The sequence below is a fragment of the Streptomyces sp. NPDC043680 genome, from assembly GCF_056436685.1.
Genome location: NZ_JBWKCE010000005.1, coordinates 142223 through 155450, shown reverse-complemented (window position 1 = coordinate 155450; position 13228 = coordinate 142223). Strand labels below are relative to the sequence as shown.

At 73.0% G+C, this 13228-nt stretch carries 10 protein-coding genes and 1 pseudogene; 5 read left to right on the top strand and 6 right to left on the bottom strand.

Annotation, left to right across the window (positions count from 1 at the left end):
- Position 1 precedes the first annotated feature (1 nt).
- Positions 2 to 940, bottom strand: a complete 939-nt coding sequence (locus tag AC0666_RS13030) for a carbohydrate kinase family protein (RefSeq protein WP_478707590.1) — start codon at positions 938 to 940, stop codon at positions 2 to 4.
- On the bottom strand, positions 937 to 1896 hold the full coding sequence (locus AC0666_RS13025; protein WP_478707589.1) for a pseudouridine-5'-phosphate glycosidase: 960 nt from the start codon (positions 1894 to 1896) through the stop codon (positions 937 to 939). The genes AC0666_RS13030 and AC0666_RS13025 overlap by 4 nt, the downstream gene beginning before the upstream one ends.
- Positions 1897 to 2064: 168 nt before the next feature.
- Between AC0666_RS13025 and AC0666_RS13020 the strand changes: the two genes are divergently transcribed.
- Positions 2065 to 2427 carry a cupin domain-containing protein gene (locus AC0666_RS13020; RefSeq protein WP_468966826.1) on the top strand — a complete coding sequence of 121 codons (363 nt, stop codon included), beginning with the start codon at positions 2065 to 2067 and terminating at the stop codon, positions 2425 to 2427.
- 10 nt (positions 2428 to 2437) lie between these two features.
- Here AC0666_RS13020 and AC0666_RS13015 read toward each other — a convergent pair whose 3' ends face one another.
- The 3 genes and pseudogenes from AC0666_RS13015 to AC0666_RS13005 all read right to left on the bottom strand — a co-directional run.
- Positions 2438 to 3622, bottom strand: a complete 1185-nt coding sequence (locus tag AC0666_RS13015; RefSeq protein ID WP_478707699.1) for an MFS transporter — start codon at positions 3620 to 3622, stop codon at positions 2438 to 2440.
- A 221-nt stretch (positions 3623 to 3843) separates the two neighbouring features.
- Positions 3844 to 4407: a methylated-DNA--[protein]-cysteine S-methyltransferase gene (locus AC0666_RS13010; RefSeq protein WP_468966823.1), complete on the bottom strand. Its 564-nt coding sequence runs from the start codon at positions 4405 to 4407 to the stop codon at positions 3844 to 3846.
- A gap of 219 nt (positions 4408 to 4626) precedes the next feature.
- Positions 4627 to 5580, bottom strand: a pseudogene (locus AC0666_RS13005) (glycerophosphodiester phosphodiesterase); the annotation flags it as partial.
- Between the two features lie 245 nt (positions 5581 to 5825).
- Between AC0666_RS13005 and uvrB the strand changes: the two are divergent.
- From uvrB to AC0666_RS12985, 4 genes are all read left to right on the top strand, one after another.
- Entirely contained in the window at positions 5826 to 7985 is a 2160-nt protein-coding gene (gene uvrB / locus AC0666_RS13000; protein WP_468966817.1) for an excinuclease ABC subunit UvrB, read from the top strand.
- Between the two features lie 86 nt (positions 7986 to 8071).
- Positions 8072 to 8650, top strand: coding sequence for a TerD family protein (locus AC0666_RS12995; RefSeq protein WP_468584707.1), 579 nt, complete (start codon positions 8072 to 8074; stop codon positions 8648 to 8650).
- Between the two features lie 86 nt (positions 8651 to 8736).
- Positions 8737 to 10659 (top strand): TerD family protein, encoded by a 1923-nt coding sequence (locus tag AC0666_RS12990; RefSeq protein WP_478707588.1) that lies wholly within the window; start codon positions 8737 to 8739, stop codon positions 10657 to 10659.
- Between the two features lie 233 nt (positions 10660 to 10892).
- Positions 10893 to 11876, top strand: a complete 984-nt coding sequence (locus AC0666_RS12985) for a TerC/Alx family metal homeostasis membrane protein (RefSeq protein ID WP_478707587.1) — start codon at positions 10893 to 10895, stop codon at positions 11874 to 11876.
- A gap of 25 nt (positions 11877 to 11901) precedes the next feature.
- Here AC0666_RS12985 and AC0666_RS12980 read toward each other — a convergent pair whose 3' ends face one another.
- Complete coding sequence (locus AC0666_RS12980) at positions 11902 to 13218, bottom strand: MFS transporter (RefSeq protein ID WP_478707586.1); 1317 nt, start codon at positions 13216 to 13218, stop codon at positions 11902 to 11904.
- Between the last annotated feature and the right edge of the window lie 10 nt (positions 13219 to 13228).

The window sequence follows — 13228 nt, the reverse complement described above, 5'->3', positions numbered from 1 at the left end:
CTTACGGGCGTCCGCCCAACCGGGTGACCGCCTGGGCGGCGGTGCGGCAACCCGCCCGGGCGGCTTCCGCCGGGCCGGCGCCCGCGAGCCGGGCCGCGAGGAAGCCGCCGGCGAAGGCGTCGCCGGCGCCCGTCGAATCCACCGCCTCGGCCGCCTCGGCGGCGATCTCGGCCGTGACCCGGCCCGCCTCCGCCACCAGGGCCCCCGCCGCGCCCCTGGTGACCACCACCAGCGGGAACCGCCGGCTCAGCTCCGCCGCCGCCCGCGCCGAACCGGCCGGTTCCGGCAGCCCGGCCAGCAGCCGCGCCTCGTCTTCGTTGGGCAGCAGGACATCCGCCCCCGCCACGGCGTCGAGGAAGCGCTGGGGGCCCAGAGTGACCAGGAACCCGGCCGAGGCGGGGTCGACGCTCACCGGCACGCCCCGGGCCCGGGCGGCGCGCAGGGCGACCAGGGCCAGCTCGCGGCTGCTGTCGGCGAAGAACAGGTAGCCGGACAGGTGGAGATGGCCGACCCCGTCGAGCAGGGCGGGCGCCCAGTCCGCGGGCGAGAGCCGCAGCGCGGCCCCGCTGTCGGTGAGGAACGTGCGCTCGGTGTCCTTGCCGACCAGCGCCACCACCGTGCCCGTCGGCTCAGCCGGGTCGACCACCAGATGGGGCCGCACCCCTGCGTCGAGCAGCGCCCGCTCGTGCCACTGCGCGGACTCGGTCCCCACCCGCGCGAGGAGGCGCACCTCCACGGCCCCCGCCCGGACCGCCCAGCACGCCGCGTTGGCCCCGGCGCCGCCGGGCAGGGTCCGGATCCGGGCCGCCGTGTCCGTGGCCGGGGCGAGCGGCTGCGGATGTATGGCCACCACGTCCGTGACCACGTCCCCGACGACCAGCAGCGCCCCGGAAGCCGCCGCCCCAGCCGCCCCGGCCCCCGTCGCCCCCGCCGCGGTCACGCCCGGTCCTCCCGGTCGGCCCAGGCCCCCGCGATGCGGGCACCGAGCGCCACGTTGCCCCGTACCGCCGCGAGGTTGGCCTCCAGCGAGGCCCCGCCCGTCGCCCGCACCAGGAACCCCAACAGGAACGGGGTCACCGCCTGCCCCGTGATGCCCCGCTCCCGGCACGCGTCGAGGGCCTGGGCCAGGACCCGGTCGTGCAGCTGCGGATCCAGCTGCTCCGCCTCCGCCACCGGATTGGCCACCAGCAGGGCCGATCCGGCGCCACCCAGCCGGTCCTGAGCGGCCATCACCGCCGCCACCTCCTCCGGGCGGCTCACGCTCCAGTCCACCGGCTCACCGGAACTGGAGAGGTAGAAGCCGGGGAAGTGATCCGTCCCGTAGCCCAGGACCGCCACCCCCAGCGTCTCCAGCCGCTGCAAGGTGGCAGGCACGTCCAGGATCGATTTCACGCCCGCGCACACGACCGTGATCCGCGTGCGGGCCAGCAGCGCGAGATCGGCCGACTCGTCCTGCGTCTGCGCCCATTCGCGGTGTACGCCGCCCAGTCCGCCCGTGGCGAAGACCCGCAGCCCGGCGCGCGCGGCCAGGAACGCCGTGGCGGACACCGTCGTCGCCCCGGTCGCCCCCGTCGCGAGCGCGGGCGCCAGATCCCGGTGGCCGAGCTTGCGTACGCCCTCCCCGGCGGCCACCCGCTCCAGTTGGTCCTTGTCCAGCCCCACGTGGGCCACGCCGTCCAGGACCGCGATCGTCGCCGGAACGGCTCCTTCCGCGCGGACCAGCGCCTCCAGCTCGGTGGCCACCGCCAGATTGCGCGGGCGGGGCAGGCCGTGCGCGATGATCGTCGACTCCAGGGCCACGACGGGCCCCTGCCGGTCGAGGGCCTCGCGTACTTCGTCGGAAAGGACCGGGACCGGTCCGGGGACGCCTGATGCGGATGCTGTGTGCTGTGACATGTCCCCATCCATGGCACGGGATTCCCCCCGCCAAACGCCTTCCCGGGCCGACGGTCCGAACCCGTCCGATGAGCGCTGCCTGCTGGACAGGGTGACGCGTGCGGCGGGCCGAGGCTGGACGGTCTGGCCACCGCGGTCCGCCGGGCGTGCGGACTACGCTGGCGCGCCATGAGCACCAGTGAGCACGCCCCGGCCTCCTTCGCCGTGTCCGTTCCCGATGCCGAGCTGGAGCCGGAGGACCTCAACCCCGGCCAGATCGTCTCCGGCGAGCCCGTCGTGACGGGCAAGGTCCTGTGGGAGTCCCCGGACGGCAGGCAGCTGCGCGGCATCTGGCAGATCACCCCGGGCGTGGTCACCGACACGGAGGCCGACGAACTGTTCGTGGTGATCAGCGGCCGGGCCACCATCGAGGTCGAGGGCGGCGCGACCCTGGAGGTGGGCCCCGGCTCCGCCTGCGTGCTCCGGGAGGGCGACAAGACCACCTGGACCGTGCACGAGACGCTGCGCAAGGCCTACCACCTCAACCTCTGAGCCGGGCTGCTCAGCCCTTGGCCGCCACCGGATGGCGGCGCGCCGTGAACAGCGCGAGCGCCGCCATCGGCAGGAGCAGGCAGGCGCCGATGGCGGTCAGCCAGCCGTAGCCCGCCTGGGACATGACCAGGCCGGCCGCCGCCCCGCCCACGCCCGCGGCCGTGTTCATCGTGAGATCGCTCAGGCCCTGTACGGCGGCCCGCGCGGCCTGCGGCACCGAGTCGGTGAGCAGGGCCGAGCCGGAGACCATGCCGGCGGACCAGCCGAGGCCGAGCAGGAAGAGGCCGGCCGCGCTCTGGCCGTGGTGCGGCCCGGCCGTTCCGGCGAGCAGCGCCGCGAGCGACAGCAGTCCCGCCGCCAGGCCGATCACCGTCAGGCGTCCGAGCCGGTCCGCGAGCCAGCCCATGACGGGTGAGAAGGCGAACATGCCCGCGATATGACCGCTGATCACCAGGCCGACGAGCTCCAGGCCGGCCCCGTGGTGGCCGAGCTCGACGGGGGTCATCACCATGATCGAGACCATGGCGGTGTGGGACACGGCGACGGTCAGCAGGGCGAGCCGTGCCCGCGGCGAGGACCGGACGGCCGCGAACCCGGCGCGCAGCGAGCGGCCCTCGCGGGTCTGCTCCTCGGGCGCGGCCAGGGCCCGGGCGGTCAGCAGCGGATCGGGGCGCAGCAGGATGCCGATCAGCGTGCCGGTGAGGACGAAGACGGCTGCGGCCCATACGAAGGGGCCGGCCGTCTCGGGTATGGAGGTGCCGGCGAAGCTCCGGCTGGCCGGCGCGGAGAGGTTCGGGCCGAGCACCGCGCCGATGGTGGAGGCCCAGACCACGACCGAGATGGCCCGCGCCCGGTGGTCGGGGGCGGCGAGGTCGGCGGCGGCGAACCGCGCCTGGAGGTTGGCGGAGGAGGCGGCCCCGAAGGCGGCCATACCGAGCATCAGCAGCGGGAAGCTCCGGACCGCGGTGGCCAGGACGACCAGGCCCGCGCCGACGGCCCCGATCGCGTAGCCGAGCACCAGCCCCGGCCGGCGGCCCCGCGCGGTCATCAGGGCGGCCAGCGGCAGCGAGACGAGGGCCGTGCCGATGACGGCGGCGGTGGAGGCGAAGCCGGACAGCGCCTCGGTGCCGCTGATCTCGGTGGCCAGGACGGGGGCCAGGGCAATGCTGATGGGCACGCCGACGCCGCCCAGCATCTGGGCGGCGACCAGCACGCCGGAGGTACGCCGCTGCAGGCGGGGCAGGTCCGCGGGGTCGACGGGCAGGGCCGGCCGGTCGGTGCCGGGCAGCGCGCTCACGCCGTACGCCCCTGTCGCGGGGAGGGGCGGCGTACGGGTGCGAGGAGGCCGGGGGCGGCGACAGTAGTCACCGCGGAAGTGTCCCACCCCTTACCACCCCTCACCACCCCCTCGGCCGCTCAGAACAGCGGCTGCGGCAGCACGCCCTCCAGCGCCAGCAGGCTCCGCTTGGTCTCCACCCCGCCGCCGAAGCCGCCGATCCCGCCGTCGTTCTCCACGACCCGGTGGCAGGCCACCACCAGCGGCAGCGGATTCGAGCCCATGGCATGGCCCACGGCCTGCGCCGCGCCCGGTTGGCCGACCCGCGCGGCGAGCTCCCCGTACCCCACGACCGCCCCGTACGGCACCGAGCGGTCCAGCTCCTGGAGCACCTTGCGGTGGAAGCCGGAGCTGAGCCGCCAGTCCAGCGGCAGTGCGAAGCGCCGCAGCGAGCCCGCGAAGTACGCGGTCAGCTGGCGTATCGGCTCGGCCAGCAGGACCTCCTCGCCCGGCGCGGGGCGCCGGGCATCGGCGCCGAGCCGGGAGACCAGCGCGCCGATCATCGCCTCCACCCGGTCCGGCTCGGCATGGAACTCGACCCGGACCAGCCCCTGCGGGGTCGCGGCCAGGAGCAGGGGACCGATGACGCTGGCGACGACGGTCCATTCGAGGTGCGGCCCGCGCGGCCGCTCGGTGCTGTCCACCCCTCCACCGTACGGGCCGCCACCGACAGCGGGATCCCGCGCGGTTCAGCTCCCGAGCGCCCCTTCGCGCCCCAGCGCCCCGCCCTGTCCGAGCAGCCCGCCCTGTCCCAGCAGCCCGTCCTGTCCGAGCAGCCCGTCCTGTCCGAGCAGCCCGTCCTGTCCGAGCAGCCCGTCCTGTCCCAGCAGCCCCTCGCGCCCGAGCGCCGCCTCCTGCCCGAGCACCGCCTCCTGCACGACGTCCGGGGCGTTGGTGATGATCCCGTCCACGCCCATCCCCTGGACCTTCCGGGCGGTCGCCGCGTCGTCCACGATCCAGGTGTCGACCTCCATCGCCTTGCCGTGCGCCCCCAGCAGGCCGTGCACCGCCGCCACCCAGTCCGCCGAGATCGTGGTGTGCCACGGGTTGATCCGGTCGGTGAACTCGGCGTACCGCGGGAGGTCGGCCACCGTGGGGGTGCCGAGGAAGGCCGTCACCAGGTCGGGGCGCACGTCGTGCACGATGCGGACGGAGTCCGCGCTGAAGCTCTGCACCACCAGGCGGCGCTGGACGTGGCCCTCGTCGAGCCAGCCCGCCTCGTCCAGGACCCGCAGGGTCTGCTCCTCGATCCCCGGGTAGAGCTCGGGCTTCTTGATTTCGAGCAGCAGCCGCTGCTGGTTGCGCTGCACCCGGTCGAGGTACTGCCGCAGCGTCGGGACCCGGGCGCCGGTGAACTGCGGGCCGAACCAGCTGCCCGCGTCGAGCCGGGCGATCTCCGTCGCGGTGAAGTCCTTGACCAGCCAGGACTTGCGGTCCGGGAACACCTGCTCGACGTCGGTCGTGCGGGTCAGGGAGTCGTCGTGGATCACCACCAGCTCCCCGTCCTTGGTGCGCTGGACGTCGTTCTCGACCCAGTCGAAGCCCAGCCGCATCGCCAGGTCGATGGCCGCGAGGGTGTTCTCCGGGGCGTACGCCGAAGCCCCCCGGTGGGCGTACACGACGGGCCCCAGCGGCCCGGTCGCGGTGGCGGCCGGGGCCGAGCCGGCGGCGCCGGTGCCGGTGCCCGTTCCGGTTCCGGTGCTCGTGTCGGGCCCGGTCTCAGGGCCGGTGGCGGCGGACGAGGCCGTCCCGCCCATGACGGTCAGGGTGAAGCCCAGGAAGGCGGCCGCGGCCGCGGCGGCGGGTCGGACGTACATGTGCGTTCTCCTCGGGTCGGAGCCCTGTTCCTGCGTCAGGCGGGTGCGGAACGGCAGACGTTGTGGCGATGCACCTCACGGCGGGACCGCTAGGGCGATCATCGGCTTGAAGATCACCGGGCCGCCACCGAACTACGACAAACGGACCAGAAAGGAGGAGATCCGCTCCGCCCGCCCCCTGCGGGTGCGAGCCGCGGGCCGGCGGGGAATGCGTGAGTGTCAGTGGAGGGTCGTACGGTGGACTCATGCGGCCCGTATCGAAGATCGAACGCACGGTGGCGCCTTTCGAGGTCGTCAGCCCCTACCAGCCCAGCGGCGACCAGCCGGCGGCCATCGCCGACCTGGAGAAGCGCATCCGCGCAGGTGAGAAGGATGTCGTCCTGCTGGGCGCGACCGGCACCGGCAAGTCGGCGACCACCGCGTGGATGATCGAGAAGCTCCAGCGCCCCACCCTGGTGATGGCGCCGAACAAGACGCTCGCGGCCCAGCTGGCGAACGAGTTCCGCGAGCTCCTGCCGAACAACGCCGTCGAGTACTTCGTGTCGTACTACGACTACTACCAGCCCGAGGCTTACGTTCCGCAGTCGGACACGTACATCGAGAAGGACTCCTCGATCAACGAGGAGGTGGAGCGGCTGCGCCACTCCGCGACCAACTCGCTGCTCACCCGGCGCGACGTCATCGTCGTCGCCTCCGTGTCCTGCATCTACGGCCTCGGCACCCCGCAGGAGTACGTCGACCGGATGGTCCCCCTCAAGGTCGGCGAGGAGATCGACCGGGACCAGCTGCTGCGCCGCTTCGTCGACATCCAGTACACGCGCAACGACGTCGCCTTCACCCGCGGCACCTTCCGGGTGCGCGGCGACACCATCGAGATCTTCCCGGTCTACGAGGAACTGGCCGTCCGCATCGAGATGTTCGGCGACGAGATCGAGGCCCTGTCCACCCTGCACCCGCTGACCGGCGAGGTCATCAGCGAGGACCGCGAGCTGTACGTGTTCCCCGCCAGCCACTACGTCGCCGGCCCCGAGCGCATGGAGAAGGCGATCGCCGGCATCGAGGCGGAGCTGGCCGAGCGCCTCGCCGAGCTGGAGAAGCAGGGCAAGATGCTGGAGGCCCAGCGGCTGCGCATGCGCACCACCTACGACCTGGAGATGATGCGCCAGATCGGGTCCTGCTCCGGCATCGAGAACTACTCGCTGCACATGGACGACCGGGCGCCGGGCTCCGCGCCCAACACCCTCATCGACTACTTCCCCGAGGACTTCCTCCTCGTGATCGACGAGTCGCACGTGACCGTCCCGCAGATCGGCGCGATGTACGAGGGTGACGCCTCCCGTAAGCGCACCCTGGTCGACCACGGCTTCCGGCTGCCCTCCGCGCTCGACAACCGGCCCCTCAAGTGGGAGGAGTTCCAGGAGCGGATCGGTCAGACCGTCTACCTGTCGGCCACCCCCGGCGCCTACGAGCTCTCCCGCAGCGACGGCTTCGTCGAGCAGATCATCCGCCCCACCGGCCTCATCGACCCCGAGGTCGTGGTCAAGCCGACCGAGGGCCAGATCGACGACCTGGTGCACGAGATCCGCCAGCGGGTGGAGAAGGACGAGCGCGTCCTGGTCACCACCCTCACCAAGAAGATGGCGGAGGACCTCACCGACTACTTCCTGGAGCTCGGCATCGCCGTCCGCTACCTGCACAGCGACGTCGACACCCTGCGCCGGGTCGAGCTGCTGCGCGAGCTGCGGTCCGGCGAGTACGACGTCCTGGTCGGCATCAACCTGCTGCGCGAGGGCCTCGACCTGCCCGAGGTGTCGCTGGTGGCGATCCTCGACGCCGACAAGGAGGGCTTCCTGCGCTCGGGGACCTCGCTGATCCAGACCATCGGCCGTGCGGCGCGCAACGTCTCCGGCCAGGTCCACATGTACGCGGACAAGATGACCCCGGCCATGGAGAAGGCCATCGAGGAGACCAACCGGCGCCGGGAGAAGCAGGTCGCCTACAACAAGGCCAACGGGATCGACCCGCAGCCGCTGCGCAAGAAGATCAACGACATCGTGGCCACCATCGCCCGGGAGGAGCTGGACACCGAGCAGCTGCTCGGCACCGGTTACCGGCAGGGCAAGGACGGCAAGGGGCCCAAGGCCCCCGTCCCGGCGCTCTCCGCCGGCGTGGCGTCCCCGGCCAAGGCGGCCAAGGGGGCCGGTAAGGCGGCCAAGGCCGCCAAGGCGCCCGTGGTGGCGACCGACCGTCCCGCCGAGGAACTGGCCGCGCTCATCGAGCAGATGACCGAGCGGATGCGGGGCGCGGCCGCCGAGCTCCAGTTCGAGGTCGCGGCCCGGATCCGGGACGAGGTGAGCGAGCTGAAGAAGGAGCTGCGGCAGATGAAGGAAGCGGGCCTCGCCTGACCCGTGAGCGGTCAGTAGGGTTGGCGGCAGCCGCAGGTACACGCTGCGCGCCCACATCGGGGGCGGGCTAGGAGAGGGGACAGCGCGTGACGGTCAACATGACCAAAGGTCAGGCCATCAGTCTGCAGAAGCAGGACGGAGGCACCCTGACCGCGGTCCGGATGGGCCTCGGCTGGCAGGCGGCCAAGCGCCGGGGGCTGTTCGGCTCCCGGACCCGGGAGATCGACCTCGACGCGTCGGCGGTGCTCTTCGCCGACAAGCAGCCCGTCGACGTCGTGTTCTTCCGGCACCTGCAGAGCGACGACGGCTCGGTCCGCCACACCGGTGACAACCTCGTCGGCGGCGCCGGCCAGGGCGGGGACGACGAGTCGATCCTCGTCGACCTGCAGCGCGTGCCGGTGCACATCGACCAGATCGTCTTCACGGTGAACTCCTTCACCGGCCAGACGTTCCAGGAGGTGCAGAACGCCTTCTGCCGGATCGTCGACGAGACCAACGGCCAGGAGCTGGCCCGCTACACCCTCGACGGCGGCGGCGCGTACACCGCGCAGATCATGGCCAAGGTGTCGCGGGCGGGCGCCGGCTGGCAGATGACGGCCCTCGGGAACCCGGCCAACGGCCGTACCTTCCAGGACCTGATGCCGGCGATCCTGCCGCACCTGTAAGCCGTACGGACCCGAGAACAGCCGTACGGAACAAGAGAACACGAGCAGAAGCAAGAGCAGGCCGACGGCGGGGGAGGGGCTGCACGATGACGGCCGAACTGGTCCGGGGGCAGAACCACCCCCTGTCCCGGAGCCGGGTGGAGATCAGGGTCTCGGCGGGCACACCCGTGCTCGCCGTGGTCGCGGTCTGCGACGACGCGGGACGGCTGGCGGGCCCCGAGGCGCTCGCCCACCCCGGCGCCCCCGCCCTGCCCGGCCTGGAGGCACCGGGGAGGACGGCGGCCGAACACCGCTTCGCCGTCGACCTCGACGCCGTCGGGCCGGCCGTGCACCGCGTCGGGGTGGTCCTGGTGCTGCCGCCCGGGGGCCCCGCGCGGTTCGGCGCGGTTCCCGCCCCCTCCGTCTCCGTCGCCGACCCGGCGGGCCCGGAGCTCGCCGGCTACACCCTGACCGGGCTGGACTCCGAGACCGCCGTGCTCGCTCTGGAGCTGTACCGGCGCCAGGGCGCCTGGAAGGTACGGGCCGTCGGCCAGGGCTACGCCGACGGGCTCGGCGCGCTGCTCGCCGACGCCGGACTGGGCGGGCAGGCCGCTGCGGCACTGGCCGCCACCGTCCTTTCGGCCGCGGCCCCCGCCGCCTCGACGCCGACGCCGGCAGCCGCGGTCCCGACGGCCGGACGGGGCCTGCCCGGTCCGCAGGACGCGGAACCGCCCTTTCCCGGCCAGGCCGCCTCCGAGCCGTCGGCCGCCGCCGACGGGCCGCCCGCGCTGAGCCCGCCCACCCTCGACTACGTACACCCGCGCCGCCGCCGGACCACCGCGGAGGCGCCGGAGCCCGCGCCCCGGGCCGCCGAGACCCCGGGGCCCGGCGAAGTGCCGCGTCCCTTCGCGGGCGACGCCAGTGGCTGGTCCATGGAGGAGCGCCTCTACAACCAGGTCTGGGGCATGTTTGAGGACCTGGCCCGGACGGTCGCCGCCTACCGGAGCGCCTGCGACTTCGCCGACTCCCGGATGGACCGGGAGCTGGACGAGGCCCTGTCCGACCCCCGCCACCGCCTCGCGGGTTCCGGCAGCGCCGCCCGCGACGAGGCCCGGGCCCGCCGTGACGAGCTCGTCGCCCGGGCGCAGGCCGTGCTCGACCGGGACCTCGCCCAACTGGCCGCCGAGTCCGAGGTGGTCGAGCCCGCGCTGCCGACCGCGTACGCCCGCTGGGCCAATCCCGTCTGGCATGGCAGCGAAGTGCCCCAGGAGGAGCCGCTGGCCCTGCGCCTGGGGGACCTGCACCTGCCGGAGCGGCCCGGACTGCGCATTCCGATGCTGGTGCGCCTCCCGTTGGAGCGCGGGCTCTGGATCGACAACGGCCGCACCGGCTCGGAGGCCGCCATGGCCATGGACACCGACCGGCTGCGCCGGGCCGCCATGGACATGGCCGTCGCGCACGCGGTCCGCCTCCTCGCGGTCCACCCCGGCGACCGGTACGCGGTCCATGTCATCGACGCGGCCGGGGCCGGGGCCGCCTCACTGGCTCCGCTCGTACGCGCCGGGGTGCTGGCCGGGCCGCCCGCCGCCGGCGCCGCGGCGGTCACGCAGACCCTGGCGCAGCTGACCCGGCGGGTGGACCTCGTACAGATGGCGCTGCGGGCCGGGGCGCCCGAGGAACTGCCGCCGGACGTGGACACGGCCGAGCAGCTCCTGATCGTGCACGACTTCCCGCACGGCTTCGACGACCGGGCGGTCACGCAGCTGCGGTACCTGGCCGACGAGGGTCCGCCCGTCGGCGTGCACCTGCTGATGGTCGCGGACCGGGACGAGGCCTCGGCGTACGGACCGCTGCTCGACCCGCTGTGGCGCTCGCTGATGCGGCTGTCGCCGGTCCCGGACCACCACCTCGCCGACCCGTGGGTCGGCCATGCCTGGACCTTCGAACCCGACCTGCCGCCGCAGGGCAGCCAGGTCCTGGAGGAGACGCTGGAGAGGATCTCCACGGCCCGCCGCCAGGGCCGCGCATGACCATTCCTTGGCGTTCCCTTTACCTTTTCCGCCTCTGACCGGTACCCTGATCGTGCGGAGGGGAGTATTCCTGCTTTCCTGCACGGCGCGCCCGTCAGTACGGACCACTCGGTCATGTGAACCGCAGTCGGTCCCGGGGCGTCGGCCCGTGGCCCCAGCGGCCCGGGTGGAAGAGACCTCCGGCAGCGATGACGCTGACCTGTGTGCCGAGCCATCCGCCGGAGGCGTGAAAAGTGGACGTTTCGTTGACCCTCTGGGTGCTGACCATTCTCGGTCTGGGCATCCTGATCGGCGCCGATTTCTTCATCGGCCGCAAACCGCACGACGTATCGATCAAGGAAGCGGGCACCTGGACGGTCGTCTGGATCGTCCTCGCCGCGCTCTTCGGCCTCGGCTTGCTGTTCTTCGGCAGCGGCCAGGCCTCCCAGGAGTTCTTCGCGGGCTTCATCACCGAGAAGTCCCTGAGCGTGGACAACCTCTTCGTCTTCGTCCTGATCATGGCGAAGTTCTCGGTGCCCTCCCAGCTCCAGCAGCGGGTGCTGCTCGTGGGCGTGCTGATCGCCCTCGTCCTGCGCGCGATCTTCATCGCCGCCGGAGCCGCGATCATCACCACTTTCTCCTGGGTCTTCTACCTCTTCGGCGCCTTCCTGATCTACACCGCGTGGAAGCTCATCCAGGAGGCCCGCAAGGGCGAGGAGGAAGAGGAGTTCGAGGAGAACCGCCTCCTCAAGTCCATCGAGAAGAAGTTCGGCGTCGCGGACCGGTACCACGGGACCAGGCTGTTCATCCGCAACAACGGCAAGCGCATCCTGACCCCCTTGATGGTGGTCATGCTCGCCATCGGCACCACCGACGTGCTGTTCGCCCTGGACTCGATCCCCGCGATCTTCGGCCTCACCCAGGACCCGTACATCGTCTTCACCGCCAACGCCTTCGCCCTGATGGGCCTGCGCCAGCTGTACTTCCTCATCGGCGGCCTGCTCCAGAAGCTGGTCCACCTCAGCTACGGCCTGTCCGTCATCCTGGGCTTCATCGGCGTCAAGCTGGTGCTGCACGCCCTGCACGAGTCGGGCGTCCACGTACCGCAGATCTCCATCCCGGTCTCCCTCGGCGTCATCTGCGGCGTCCTGGTGATCACCACCCTCACCAGCCTGCGGGCGTCGAAGAAGCAGGCGGCCGCCGAGGCCGCCGCCTGCTCGGAGAGCATCGGCGCCTGATCCGCCGCCGGCCCGCGGGCCGGCGCTACACGGGGGCGGCCGCTTCGGCCGCCCCCGCTTCCCTGCCCGCCCCCGGCCCCCTGCGGGGCCGGACGACCGTGGGGTTGGTCTCCGGCAGGAGCGCGAAGCAGCCCAGGCTGAGCAGGCAGAGGCCGCTCAGGTACAGGGCCACGCCCCACGGCGGGCCCGAGCCGTCCGCCAGCGCCGTCGCCACGATCGGGGTCAGGGCCCCGCCCAGCACCCCGCCCAGGTTGTAGCCCACGGCCGCGCCCGTACAGCGGATCCGCGGGGCGTACAGCTCCGGCAGGTACGCGCCCACCACGGCGAAAGTGGTCACCATGCCCAGCAGGCCGCCCAGGAAGCCGATCGTCATCAGCAGCGGATCCGTGGTGCGCAGCAGCGCGACGAAGGGGAACATCCACACCGCGCACATCGCGCAGCCGATCAGGCACAGCGGCTTGCGCCCGTACCGGTCGCCCAGCACGGCTGCGAACGGGGTCACCGTGGCCTTGAGCACGACGGCCGCCATGATGCAGGCCAGCATCACGGTGCGGTCCACCTCAAGGTGCTTGGTGGCGTACGCGAGGGACCAGGTGGTGACCGCGTAGAAGACGGCGTACCCCGAGGCGAGGGCCCCGCCGGTCAGCATGAGCAGCCGCCAGTGCCCGCGGACCACCTCGGACAGCGGGGCGTCGGCGCGCCGCCCGGTCTCCGCGAGCGCGCGGAACTGCGGTGTCTCCTCCACCGAGCGGCGCAGCCACAGCCCGGCCAGGGCCAGCAGCCCGGCGGCCCAGAAGGGCACCCGCCAGCCCCAGGAGGTGAACTGCTCGTCGCTGAGGGCTGCGGACAGCGCCAGGATCATGCCGTTGGCCAGCATGAAGCCCACGGGCGGCCCGATCTGGGGGAAGCTCGCCCACAGCCCGCGCCGGTGCTCGGGGGCGTGCTCGGCCGTCAGCAGCACCGCCCCGCCCCACTCGCCGCCGAGGCCGAGCCCCTGCAGGAACCGCAGCAGGAGCAGCAGGACCGGCGCGGCCGCCCCGATCGAGGAGTACGTCGGCACGCAGCCGACCCCGACGGTGGCGAGGCCGGTCAGCAGCAGGGAGACGAGCAGCACCGGGCGGCGGCCGTGGCGGTCGCCGATGTGGCCGAAGACGGCGGAGCCCAGCGGGCGGGCGAGGAAGCCGATGCCGAAGGTGCCGAAGGCCGCGAGGGTTCCGGCCAGCGGGGAGAACGAGGGGAAGAAGAGCGGGCCGAGCACGAGGGCGGCGGCCGTGCCGTAGACGAAGAAGTCGTAGAACTCGATGGCCGTTCCGGCGAGCGAGGCCAGGGCCAGTCGCGCCATCGACGGTGAC

Excerpts from the sequence above, each read along its gene's own strand:
- AC0666_RS13025 (WP_478707589.1), bottom strand. The coding sequence starts at position 1,896 with ATGTCACAGCACACAGCATCCGCATCAGGCGTCCCCGGACCGGTCCCG.
- AC0666_RS13020 (WP_468966826.1), top strand. The coding sequence starts at position 2,065 with ATGAGCACCAGTGAGCACGCCCCGGCCTCCTTCGCCGTGTCCGTTCCC.
- AC0666_RS13015 (WP_478707699.1), bottom strand. The coding sequence starts at position 3,622 with ATGCTGGGCGGCGTCGGCGTGCCCATCAGCATTGCCCTGGCCCCCGTC.
- uvrB (WP_468966817.1), top strand. The coding sequence starts at position 5,826 with ATGCGGCCCGTATCGAAGATCGAACGCACGGTGGCGCCTTTCGAGGTC.
- AC0666_RS12990 (WP_478707588.1), top strand. The coding sequence starts at position 8,737 with ATGACGGCCGAACTGGTCCGGGGGCAGAACCACCCCCTGTCCCGGAGC.
- AC0666_RS12980 (WP_478707586.1), bottom strand. The coding sequence starts at position 13,218 with ATGGCGCGACTGGCCCTGGCCTCGCTCGCCGGAACGGCCATCGAGTTC.